At 72.5% G+C, this 11613-nt stretch carries 8 protein-coding genes and 3 pseudogenes; 6 read left to right on the top strand and 5 right to left on the bottom strand.

Annotated elements, in window-relative coordinates:
• A pseudogene (locus CCN35_RS14570) lies at positions 1-332 on the bottom strand (two-component sensor histidine kinase); the annotation flags it as partial.
• Positions 329-1015 carry a response regulator transcription factor gene (locus tag CCN35_RS14565; RefSeq protein WP_067388644.1) on the bottom strand — a complete coding sequence of 229 codons (687 nt, stop codon included), beginning with the start codon at positions 1013-1015 and terminating at the stop codon, positions 329-331. The pseudogene CCN35_RS14570 and the gene CCN35_RS14565, both read right to left, overlap by 4 nt.
• Before the next feature lie 127 nt (positions 1016-1142).
• On the opposite strand from CCN35_RS14565, the gene CCN35_RS14560 reads away from it, so the two are divergent.
• From CCN35_RS14560 to CCN35_RS29450, 5 genes and pseudogenes are all read left to right on the top strand, one after another.
• On the top strand, positions 1143-1841 hold the full coding sequence (locus CCN35_RS14560) for a PepSY domain-containing protein (RefSeq protein WP_086792965.1): 699 nt from the start codon (positions 1143-1145) through the stop codon (positions 1839-1841).
• Positions 1842-2233: 392 nt separating this feature from the next.
• On the top strand, positions 2234-2758 hold the full coding sequence (locus CCN35_RS14555) for a (2Fe-2S)-binding protein (RefSeq protein ID WP_067388640.1): 525 nt from the start codon (positions 2234-2236) through the stop codon (positions 2756-2758).
• A 10-nt stretch (positions 2759-2768) separates the two neighbouring features.
• A pseudogene (locus CCN35_RS14550) lies at positions 2769-3769 on the top strand (FAD binding domain-containing protein).
• Positions 3766-4877 (top strand): annotated as a pseudogene (locus CCN35_RS29455) (xanthine dehydrogenase family protein molybdopterin-binding subunit); the annotation flags it as partial. The pseudogenes CCN35_RS14550 and CCN35_RS29455, both read left to right, overlap by 4 nt.
• On the top strand, positions 4860-6005 hold the full coding sequence (locus tag CCN35_RS29450; RefSeq protein WP_425444294.1) for a xanthine dehydrogenase family protein molybdopterin-binding subunit: 1146 nt from the start codon (positions 4860-4862) through the stop codon (positions 6003-6005). The pseudogene CCN35_RS29455 and the gene CCN35_RS29450, both read left to right, overlap by 18 nt.
• A gap of 74 nt (positions 6006-6079) precedes the next feature.
• On the opposite strand, the gene CCN35_RS14540 is transcribed toward CCN35_RS29450, so the two are convergent.
• From CCN35_RS14540 to CCN35_RS14530, 3 genes are all read right to left on the bottom strand, one after another.
• Positions 6080-6952, bottom strand: a complete 873-nt coding sequence (locus CCN35_RS14540; protein ID WP_086792963.1) for a Rieske (2Fe-2S) protein — start codon at positions 6950-6952, stop codon at positions 6080-6082.
• A gap of 311 nt (positions 6953-7263) precedes the next feature.
• The gene (locus CCN35_RS14535) at positions 7264-7857 is read right to left on the bottom strand and encodes a hemerythrin domain-containing protein (RefSeq protein WP_086792961.1); all 594 of its coding nucleotides are present in this window, start codon (positions 7855-7857) and stop codon (positions 7264-7266) included.
• 12 nt (positions 7858-7869) lie between these two features.
• Complete coding sequence (locus CCN35_RS14530; RefSeq protein ID WP_086792959.1) at positions 7870-9069, bottom strand: hypothetical protein; 1200 nt, start codon at positions 9067-9069, stop codon at positions 7870-7872.
• Between the two features lie 1034 nt (positions 9070-10103).
• On the opposite strand from CCN35_RS14530, the gene CCN35_RS14525 reads away from it, so the two are divergent.
• On the top strand, positions 10104-11613 hold a 1510-nt coding region (locus CCN35_RS14525), incomplete at its 3' end, for a PAS domain-containing protein (protein WP_425444293.1).

Here is an 11613-nt window from a genome sequence, read left to right as displayed (position 1 = left end):
GCGACGGGGGTCACGGCGGTGGCGGAGGTGCCGGTGATCGCCTGCAGACCTTCGCCGACCGCGCGGACGCGCCGGTGGGGGTCGACGACCTGAACCGGGCTCCCGTCGCCGTCGGGCAGCTCCAGCTTGTCGTAGGGGGTGCCCACGGCGATCTGGGAGGCGATGTCGCGGGCGGTGACCTCGGCCTGCAGATCCGCCTGGGAGACGAGGTTGCCGCGCAGCGCCCACACCACGGCGGTACCGGCGACGACAAGGGCCAGGGCGACGACCGCGGTCGCGAACAGGGCGGTGCGCGCCCTGACCGAGCGGAACGGGCGGAACGAACGCTTCACGGCGTACCGCCGTCGGCGATCAGCCGGTAGCCCGCGCCGCGTACCGTCTGGATCGATCTGCGTCCGAAGGGGGCGTCGATCTTGCGGCGCAGCGCGCTGACGTACACCTCGACGATGTTGGGATCCCCGCTGTGGGCGAAGTCCCAGACGTGCTCCAGGATCTCCGCCTTGGACACGACCTGGCCGGCCCGGCCTGCCAGGAACTCCAGGACCGCGAACTCCTTCGCCGTCAGTTCGACGCCGTGTCCGCCGCGGGCGACACGCCGGGTGGCCGGATCCACGCTGAGGTCGCCGACGCTGAGCAGCGGGGCGGCACCGGCGGTGGTGCGGCGGCGCAGCAGGGCGCGGACGCGGGCGAGCAGGACGAGGTACGAGAAGGGCTTGGTCAGGTAGTCGTCGGCGCCGGTGTCGAGTCCCTCGGCCTCGTCGTACTCGCCGTCCTTGGCGGTGAGCATCAGGATGGGGGTGTCGTCGCCGGCCGCGCGCAGGGCGTGGCAGATCCGGTAGCCGTTCACGCCCGGCAGCATGATGTCGAGGATGATCAGGTCGTAGGGGTGCTCGGTGGCCCGGTGCAGGCCCTCGCGGCCGTCGTGGACGACGTCCACGGCGTATCCCTCGGCCGCCAGCCCCTGGGCCAGGGAGCGGGCGAGTCTCTTTTCGTCCTCCACGATCAGCAGCCGCATGGGTACAGCCTCGCAAAACGAACCTGAAGGCGGCTTCAGGTTGCTTCAGCCTGGTTTCAGGATGTCTCGGGCACGATGGTCCCCGTCGATACGCACCGTATCGGCAGGTGCACGAGGAGGAACCATCGTGAAGCGCAAGGTCGTCATCGCCGCGGCTGCCGCGGCCGTTCTGATCGGCGGGGGCGCGGCCACCGCTCTCACCGCCGCCGGCGGCTCCCACGACAACAGCCGCGACGGCATGACCGTCTCCCACCGGCACGACCGCCACGCCGACGCCGGCGACACCGGTGCCGGCGACACCGGCGGAGGCCGGAACAGGGCTGCGGCGGCCCGGTCCGCCCGGGTCCTTGTGCAGGACGCCCTGGCCGCCGCGCTGAAGGCGGTGCCCGGCACGGTGTCCTCGGCGGAGCTGGACCGGGGCCGGAGCGGCCCGGCCTGGGAGGTCGATGTCCTCGCACGGAACGGCACCGAGCACGAGGTGACCGTCGACGCCACGAACGCCGAGGTCCTCTCCGCCGTCAGGAGCGACGACCGGGACGACGACGCCGACGACAGGGCGGAGGCCGCCGCGGTCACGTCGTTCAGGACCGACGCCCGCGCCGCCGCCGAGGCCGCGCTCGCCCTCCGGCCCGGCACCGTGACCTCCGTGGACGCCGACGACGATGACGACAGCGGCGGGCGGGCCGGCGCGTGGGAGGTGGAGATCCGGGGCCACGACGGCACGTGGTACAAGGTGACCGTGGACGCCTCCACCGGGAAGGCCTGGACCGGCGACCTCGACGACCTCGACGATCTCGACGACCTCTACGACTTCGACGACGACTGACACGACGATCACGACGACAGGCGCCAGGACCTCGAGGACCAGGAGAGGACCAGGAACCGTCCGGACCCACTCGACGTCCGCAGCCCATGACCTGCCCCCCACGACTCGCCCGCCCGAGGTCCTGGGACTCCCGGGAACACCGGCGCACGAGCCGGTCGGGACGTGCCGCCGCAGTCGTGCGCGAAGCCGGGTGACTGCGGCGGCAGCTGCACCGACGGCGCCCCGGCACGGCGGAGCGACCGTACGAAAGAGCCCCTGCTCCTGGGCCGCACGCCTCCGGCGCCGCACCGCCCTCCACTGAACCGCTCCCACCGAAATCCCACATTTTCACCCGTTTGGGTAATCCACAGGGCGGTACGACGATGAGTGCGTCCGACCCCGGGAGGTGCCTCATGTCCGTACACGACCCGACGCTCACCGAACGCGGGCGAGCACTCGAGGAACGAGGTCCGGGCCCGGTCGGGGTGACCCTGTCGGTGAACGGGGTCGAGCGCTCCCTGGAGATCGAGCCACGGGTCAGCCTGCTCGACGCGCTGCGTGAGCATCTCTTCCTCACCGGTGCGAAGAAGGGCTGCGACCAGGGGACGTGCGGCGCCTGCACCGTCTGGGTGGACGGCAGTCGTGTGCTGGCCTGTCTGACGCTCGCCCTGACGTGCGAGGGGCGTGAGGTGACCACGATCGAGGGACTCGCGGAGGGCGACGAACTGCACGCCATGCAGCAGGCGTTCATCGCCGAGGACGCCTTCCAGTGCGGCTACTGCACTCCTGGACAGATCATGTCGGCCGTGGCGCTGCTCAAGGAGGGCCACGCCGGTGACGACGACGAGATCAAGGAGTGGATGAGCGGCAACATCTGCCGCTGCGCCGCCTATCCCCGCATACGGGCCGCGATCCGCGCCGTCCGCGACGGGTCCTAGGAGGTCTGCCGTGCGGCCGATCAGCTACTCCCGAGCCACCGACGCGGCGACCGCGGTCGCCGCCGTCAGTTCCGATCCCACCAGTGAGTTCCTCGCCGGCGGCACCACCGAGATCGATCTGCTCCGCCAGAACGTCCTGCATCCACGGCGGCTCGTCGACATCAACCGCCTCCCGCTGACGGACATCGGGACGACCCGGGACGGAGGGCTGCGCATCGGGGCCCTCGCCCGGATGAGCGAGGTCGCCGCCTCGCCCCTGGTGCGCGAACGCTTTCCGATGATCCGCCAGGCCCTGGAGCTCGGCGCCTCGGCGCAGCTGCGGCACATGGCCTCCATGGGCGGCAACCTTCTGCAGCGGGTCCGGTGCCCCTACTACCGGGACGCGCAGTCGTCCTGCAACAAACGCGATCCGGGCACCGGCTGCCCGGCCCTCGAGGGGTTCAGCCCGGCCACGCCGTCCTGGGCGTCAGCGACCACTGCATCGCCACGCACCCCTCGGACGTGGCCGTGGCGCTGGCGGCCCTCGACGCCCGGGTGCACACGCTGGGCCCCCACGGCGAGCGGACCCATGCGTTCGACGACTTCTTCCTGCTTCCCGGGGACTCTCCGCACCGGGAACATCCGCTGGAGCACGGCGAGCTGATCACCGCGATCGAGGTGCCCGCGACACCCGTGGCGCGTCACTCGCTCTATCTGAAGGTGCGGGACCGCGCGAGCTACGAGTTCGCGCTCGCCTCGGTGGCGGCCGCGCTGTCCGTCGTGGACGGCACCGTCGCGGATCTGCGGGTGGCGCTCGGCGGGGTGGCCACCAAGCCCTGGCGGGCCCGGCGCATCGAGGACTTCCTGATCGGGGCCCCGGCGAACCGGGACACCTTCGCGCAGGCGGCCCGGGGGGAACTCGCCGACGCCCGGCCGACCCTGATGAACGCCTTCAAGGTGGAACTCGCCCGGCGCACCGTCGTACGGGCCCTGGAAACCCTCGTGGGCGACACAGGCAGGAGCCCGGCATGACGACGACAACGACCACGACGGCCGTCGGACGGCCTCTCGACCGTGTCGACGGTCGCGCCAAGGTCACCGGCAGCGCCCGTTACTCCGCCGAGATACCGATTCCCGGCGTGGCCTACGCCTGCCTGGTGGGGTCCCGGGTCGCAAGCGGCCGTGTCACCGGGATCGACACGAGCGCCGCCCGGGCGGAGGAGGGCGTGCTCGCCGTCCTCACCCACCAGAACCTGCCCAGGGTCGCAAAGCGGCTGCCGCCGGCCCCCTCCCTGGACGGCTCGGCGGCTCCCGGGCAGTCCTTCTTCCCCCTGCAGGACGACGTGATCCACTACGCGGGCCAGCCCGTCGCGCTCGTCGTCGCCGACACCTGGGAACGGGCCCGGCACGCGGCGAGCCTGCTGCGCGTCTCCTGCACAAAGATGCCGCCGGTCACCACCCTGGAGCAGGGACGCATCCAGGCGTATGTGCCCGAGCGCATCTTCGGCGGCCTGTTGCCGGGCCGGATCCGGCGCGGGAACGTCGAGGCGGGCCTCGCCCGGGCGGATGTGCGGGTGGAGACCGTCCTCACCTGCGCCGCGAACCATCACAACCCCCTGGAGGCCGCGAGCACCACCGCCGTCTGGGACGGCGACGAACTGGTGCTGTACGACTCCACCCAGGGCGTCGGCGCCACCCAGGTCACCGTCGCCCGGCTGCTCGGGCTCCCGCTGTCGAAGGTCCGGGTCATCAGCCACTACGTGGGAGGCAGTTTCGGCTGCAAGGCCATGGTCCACGCCCATGTGGCGCTGGCCGCGATGGCCGCGCGCGAGGTCGGCAGGCCGGTCAAGCTCATGCTGAGCCGCGAGCAGATGTTCACGTCGGTGGGGCACCGCGAGGAGCAGGAGCAGAGCGTCGTCCTGGGGCCACGCGCGACGGCCGGCTGACCGCGATCAGGCATCACAAGCTGTCGCCGGCCTCGCCCTTCGACGACTGGGCCGAGCCCTCGGCCGGTGTCTCGTCGGACATCTACGCCTGCCCGAACTTCGAGGGCGTCCACCGGGTCTTCCGGGCCAACACGATGACCCCGACGTTCATGCGGGCACCCGGGGAGGCGAGCGGCATGTTCGCCCTCGAGTGCGCGATGGACGAACTGGCCCAGGAACTGGGTCTGGACCCGGTCGAGCTGCGTCTGCGCAACCACGCGGACGTGAGCCCCGTGTCGGGCCTGCCGTGGTCCAGCAGCGGCTTTGAGGAGTGCTGCCGGCGTGGCGCCGAGCGTTTCGGCTGGGCGGACCGCGATCCCCGGCCGGGTCTGCGGCGCGAGGGGAACCGGCTGATCGGAACGGGCATGGCCGCCGCCTGCTATCCGGTCGCCCTGCCCGGCGCCCCGCAGCGTGCACGGGCCCGTCTGTACGCCGACGGCACCGCCGTCGTCCAGGCCGCCACCCCCGACTTCGGCACGGGGGTCGCCACGGTCATGACCCAGGTCGCCGCCGACGCCCTCGGCATACCGGCCGACCGCTGCCGGTTCGAGAACGGCGACTCGGACCTGCCCAGCATCGCGACCGCGGCGGGCTCCGCGGGAGCGGGCATGATCAGCGCCGCCGTGCACAGTGCCGCGACCGCCCTGCGCAACCAGCTCGTCCACCGGGCCGTCCTGGACGCGCACTCCCCGCTGCACGGCGTCGACCCGGGCGAGGTGGTCGTGCGGGACGGGGTGATGACCGCCGGCTCCGCCTCCGACTCGTACACCGATCTGCTGCACCGCGCCTCCCAGCCCGATGCCGAGGCGTCGGGCACCTGGAGCCCGCCCCACGGCGACGGCGAGTTCGCGATGATGACCTTCGGGGCGCAGTTCGCCGAGGTGGCCGTGGACCCCGGACTCGGTCTGGTCCGGGTGCGGCGCATGACCGGGGCCTTCGCCCCCGGCCGGGTGCTCAATCCCAAGACGGCCCGCGGCCAGCTGATGAGCGGCATGCTCTGGGGGCTCGGCCAGGCGCTGCTGGAGGCCAACCACATGCATCCGCGCACCGGGCAGTGGGCCAATACGAGCCTGGGGGACTACCTGGTCGCCGTCAACGCGGACGCCCCGGACGTCGACGTCGAACTGGTCGAGGTCGAGGACGACGTCGTGAATCCGCTCGGCGTCAAGGGTGTGGGCGAGATCGGTCAGGTCGGGGCCGGAGCCGCGATCGCGAACGCCGTCCACCATGCGACCGGCCGCCGGGTGCGGAAGATACCGATCACGGTCGAGGACCTGTTGTGATCCCGGGCGGAGCCGGGCCTCCCGGCTCCGCCGTGCACGGTCGCCGGTGCGTCCTCCGGCTGCCCCGTCTCCGGCTACTCCCCCGGGTCCTGGTCGCGCAGGCGCACCTCCACATGGCCGTCGACGATCCGGGTGTCGAAGGCGGGCTGGGGAGCGGTGGCGGGGCCGCGGACGTTCCAGCCGTCCGAGAGCCGGAAGACGCTCCCGTGCCAGGGGCATCGCACGCATCCGTCGGCGACGGTGCCCTCGGACAGCGGTCCCGCGAGATGACTGCACCGGTCGGCCAGTGCGTGGAGGGTTCCTCCGGATTCACGGACGACCAGCACCGGTACGTCGTCCACGCTGCGCCGCACCGGCCGGCCGGCCGGGAACTCGGCCACGGCCCCGATCCGGTGCCAGCCCTCCGTGACGACGTACGGGATCTCCTCCGCGTGGTTGGCGCCGGACGCCTGCCGGTAGGCGAGATGGCCGCCCAGCATGCCTCCGGCCCCGGCCGCCGTCAGCCCCAGGAAGCCGAGCGCGCGGCCCGCTCCCGTGCGGCCCTTGAGGCGGCAGGCGAGCGAGGCGGCGTACAGGCCGACGGCCGTCGCGTTGGCCAGGGCGTGCACCAGGCCGGTGCGCTGCTGCCGGCGGTGCAGTTCCGCCCAGTCGACGGTGCCCGCCAGGGCCGCGGGGGCGGCTGTGGCGAGCCCGACCCCGACCAGCAGGCCGGCCTCGCGCGAGCGTCCGGGGAACAGGTCCAGCACCGCGGCGGACAGCCAGGTGCCCATGGGCACCTGCACCATCAGCGGGTGCAGCGGGTGCCCCAGCCACCTGCCGTGCAGCAGGTCCCGGCCGCCGCGCAGCGGCAGGGCGCGTACGCCCCGGCCGGCCGCGTCGATCACCGCGTCGGCCCGGGGTTCCTGTTCCAGGCGGTCCAGCAGCCGCAGGACCCGGTTCTGTCCCATCCGGTGACGCCGTGTCGGTGTGCTCATGGGCAGCCGGGTCCCCCTTTCGTGCGGACGGCAAACGGCCGGGGAGGCCACCCGGTCCTCCCCGCGCGGCGGCGTCCCCGGGCCGGACGCGGGCGGCCGACGGGCCGCCGGCCCTTCCCGGGGCGGGCCGGCCCGTGGCCGGTGCGCCTCCGCCGGTGCGCGCCCCTCGCGCTCCTTCCACGACGGCCGTCCTCGCTCCTCACGGCGGCTGCCCGCGGGACCACCCGCTTCGACGGTGGTCCCGCGGGCAGCCGTGCGGCCGTCACGCACCGGTGTGCCGTGGCTCAGCTCCTGCCCATGACCCTGCGGATGGCGTCGCGGGTGCGGTCCATGACCGCGGCCAGGGGGCCGAGGGCCACATTGGCCGCGGTCATGGTCTCGGCTCCCGGGTGGGGGCGGGTGGGGGCCATGGCCTCGGCGGCCTTGACGGCCTTGGCCATGGAGGCGAGTTCCGCGGGTCCGGCGGTGCGCCGGATGTGGGTGAACTCGTAGCGTTCCTCGGCCCGCGCGTGCTCCTGGACGTCGGTGCGCAGGGCCAGCAGCCGGGGCATGAACTCGGGGTCGTCGGGGTCCATCTCGTCGAGGGCGGCGAGTGTCTCCTTCGCCTTGCGCTCCTCGGCCAGCCGGTCCTCCACGAGCCGGTCGCCGCCGGGCAGCTTGCGCCGCGCGTAGGGGTGGACCACCTCCTCCTCGGCCGTCTCGTGCACCGCCAGGAGGCGCACCAGACGGCGGAAGGCGTCGCGGCGCTCGTCGCCGCTGGTGGCCTCGACCTCGTCGAAGAGGTTGCGGATGTCGCCGTGCTGGCGGATCAGCAGGGCGACGACATCGGTGTCGGACGCCTGGTCGTCACCGGCCCGCGGGGTGTGGGTGTCGGACATCGCTGTCTCCCCTCAGCGCTCGCGCAGGGCGGGGTCGGGGTGCTCGCCCTCGGTCTCCACGCGGTACTCGCGGCCGAACATCTCGTCGTGCTCGGCCATGACCCGCTCGCTCGGCGGCTGTTCGCCTCCGTGGATCTGCTGCTGCATCCTCTCGAACCGCTCGTGCGCCTCGCGCACATAGCCGGCTCCGAGCGTGGTCAGGTCGATCTGGGTGGCCAGCAGCTCGCGCAGGTACTGCTTGTTGGGCTCGAAGGTGAGCACATCGGGCAGCTCCGGTGCGAGGATCTCCTGCGGTTCGCGGCCGTCGTGGCGGCGCATCAGGTCGCAGGCGATGTGCAGGTGCTCCAGCTCCATGTTCAGGTGGAGCTCCCAGATGGCCTTGACCTTCGGGTCGCTCTCCTGCTCCATGAACGAGTAGTACAGGTAGCACTCGTTGTACTCGTGGTTGACCAGCTGCTCCCACCACGTCTCCCCCGGGTCCACCAGCGACTCGTAGTGGGTGACGTGCTCCTCCTCGATCAGCCCGATCTCCTGGTACAGCTGGCGGGCGATCGGCTCCATGTAGGTGGGGCCGGTGTTCATGTAGAAGTTCATCGTCTGCTGCTCCGCCGCCATGACGGTCAGCGCGTGCAGCTTCGACAGCGGGTTGACCGTGGTCCTGTCGTAGGGGTCGCGGACGTTGTCGTACGGGTCGCGGTGGTGGTACTTCGTCGGGCGGCCCGGCATCACCTCGGTGAGGTTGTCGACCACCGACTCGGCCTTGCGGTGCTCGATCATCTCGTACAGGTTGGCGTACCGGTACAGGTGGTCGAAGTCCTCCAGCACCCCGAACTCGTAGGCCTGCTTCAGGTACGGGTCCGGTTCCATCCGCGCCACCCACGCGGTCAGGTCCACCGCCACCTGCTCGTAGGCGATCGTCGTCTCCAGGACCGACGACACCCCCGGCAGCAGCCAGTTCACCACCCGCTGCTGCTGTGCCTCGATGTACCGGGTGCGGGCCAGCTGTCGTTTGAGCTCGGGATCGGACGTATGACGGGCGAGGTGGTGACCGAAGAGGATCGCCTCGGTCTCGATGCCGTTCATGGTGATGATCCGGCACCGGGTGTACGGGTCGCAGCGGTCCGGATCGATCGGCTGCACGTTCAGCTCACGCCAGTTGCGCAGCTGGCGGTCCAGTGGAATCCCCCGCTGTTCGAGCGGATTGAAGGTCATGACGGGTGCCTCCTGAGGGCAGAACGGCTTGCACGCCGGCACAGGCCCGCCCCTTGAGTGGTCGGCACAGGCCCGCCCCCGCATCCGACCACCGTCCGCACCGCCCGGCCACCGCTGCTCCTCCACCCGCGTGCTTCTCCCCCTCGACCGGCCCTCCCCGCACGACAGCACGGTCCTCTGAGCGGACCATGACACAAGACACGACACGGGACACGGCACGGGACATTGCCGCACACGACGCGGGACATGCCGCGGGCGTGGCCGGAACGGCTCACGGGACGCGTCGGCCGTCCCGGGTGCGCGGGGCGGCACGGTCGTTCTCCCGTCCGGGCTCCGGGCGGCGCTCGGGCGAGAGGGGCGCCGCCGGCCGGGGATGCGGCGTCCCGGCCGGCGGCTCGTTGTCCGACAGTTCCGCCACCAGGCGGACCGGGGCCGAACGCGGCGGCGAAGGGGCGGAGCCGCAGCACGTACCCCTCGGTCCTCCCGGGCTCCACCGGCACCGCGCGGCACATCCGTTCCCGGCAGGCGTTCCCGACCCGCGTTCCTGCTCTGCCTGCATTCTTGACACACCACGAACCGGAGTGGCACCGTGCACACAATTCCTTGTGGCGCACGTCACACATCTGTCCGGTCCGTGGCCGCACCGAGGTGCCGCCGTGTCCGCTGCCGGCGTCCGTCCGCAGCCGTCCGGCAGAGGCCCGGCGATTTGCCGAGGACATGGGGCCGGGCGGCGGGTGCGCTCCTTCCACCGGGTCGGCCGGCGGGCCGCACACGGTCCGGGCCCGTCCGTCCCGCCGGATCCTCGTCCTCGCCACGGCCCCAGCGGTCCCGCCGCGGCCCCGCCACGGGATTCATCGCGTCCGCCGTGGAAATCCGTCGCGGAGCCCTCCGCCACGGTGCCGGACGAGGTGCGGGGGTACCCGGCCCTCCCAGGAGCGTGACCGGCCGGTCCGGACGGAGTCCGAAGCAGGCGAGGACCGGGACGGGCCATGCGACGCACGCTGTGCGGCAGGCCGGCGGAAGGGGTTGTCCATATGACCATGAAGGGAGCCTCCGGCACTGTTCACGGCCGGGCCGAACAGGTGAGGGACGTCTCCTCCGCTCCGGGCGGCCTGCTGGACGTCCTGGGGGTCGCGGCCGTCGTCCTCGACACGGAGGGGCGGGTCGTCCTGTGGAGCCCGCAGGCCGAGGCCCTGTTCGGCTACACCGCCGAGGAGGCACTGGGACAGTACGCGGGCCGGCTGCTGCTCGAGGAGAGGCACCTGGAGCAGGTGCTCGAGCTGTTCGCCCGGCTCATGGAGACCGGCGAGAGCTGGGCCGGCGGCTTCCCCATCCGCTGCAAGGACGGCAGCACCCGGATGGTGGAGTTCCGCAACATGCGGCTGGAGAACGGCCGAGGGGGCTTCTACGCCCTGGGCATCGCCTCCGACCAGGCCACGCTGCGGGAGGTGGAGCGGAGGCTGGCGCTGTCGGTGCGCCTGATCGAGCAGTCCCCGATCGGGCTGGCCATCCTGGACACCGATCTGCGGTTCGTGACCGTCAATCCGGCGCTGGAGCGGATCAACGGCGTGCCCGCCGCCGATCACATCGGCCGGCGTCTGCCCGAGGTCGTGCCGCTTCTGGGCCCCGAGGTCGAAGCCGTGACCCACCGGGTGCTGAGGACCGGAGTCCCGCTGCTGGACCAGCTCGTGATCGGCCGCACCCCGGCCGACCCCGACCACGACCACGCCTGGTCGGTCTCCCGCTACCGGCTGGAGGACCCCAACGGGCGGGTCCTGGGAGTGGCCGCCTCGGTCGTGGACGTCACCGAGCGGCACCGGGCGGAGATCGAGGCGTCCCGGGCCCGGCGGCGGCTCACCATGATCGCCGACGCCACCCTGCGCGTCGGGACCACGCTCGACCTCGAGCGGACCGCCCGCGAGCTGGCCGGCGTGTGCGTGCCGGACCTCGCCGACGTGGCCACGGTGGACGTGCTCGACAGCGTCCTGCAGGGTCATCACGGGACGGAGAAGCACCAGGGGCCCGCCCTGTTCCGCTCCCTCGCCGTGGCCGCGGCCCGTCCCACCGAGGCCGTCCGCGCCGCCGACCCGCCCGGCGAGCTCGCCGTCTACGACACCGACCGTCTGGCCGCCCAGTGCGTGAACCTCTGCCGCCCGGTCCGGGTGCCCCATGTGAACCGCCACGACCTGCGGCACATCGCCCGCTCCGCCGAGGCGGCCGAGCTTCTGGCCCGCGCCGGGCTCCACTCCTACCTGGCCGTGCCGCTGACCGCCCGCGGCGAGATCCTCGGGGTCCTGGGCCTCCAGCGCATCCACAACACCGAGCCGTTCAGCCAGGACGACACCGTCCTGGCCGGCGAGCTGGCCGCCCGTGCCGCCCTGTCCATCGACAACGCCCGCTGGTACCGCAGCCAGCGCCATGCGGCCCTCGCCCTCCAGCGTCATCTGCTCCCCCAGCACCCCCAGCACCTGACGGGTCTGGAGGTCGCCGGCCGCTACCAGCCCGCCGCGGCCGTCGCCGAGGTCGGCGGCGACTGGTTCGACG

This window comes from Streptomyces thermovulgaris (genome assembly GCF_002155915.1).
In the GTDB taxonomy this organism is placed as follows: Bacteria; Actinomycetota; Actinomycetes; order Streptomycetales; family Streptomycetaceae; genus Streptomyces; species Streptomyces thermovulgaris.
Note: the sequence above shows the minus strand (reverse complement) of the source record. Positions and strands in the feature narration are given on the sequence as shown.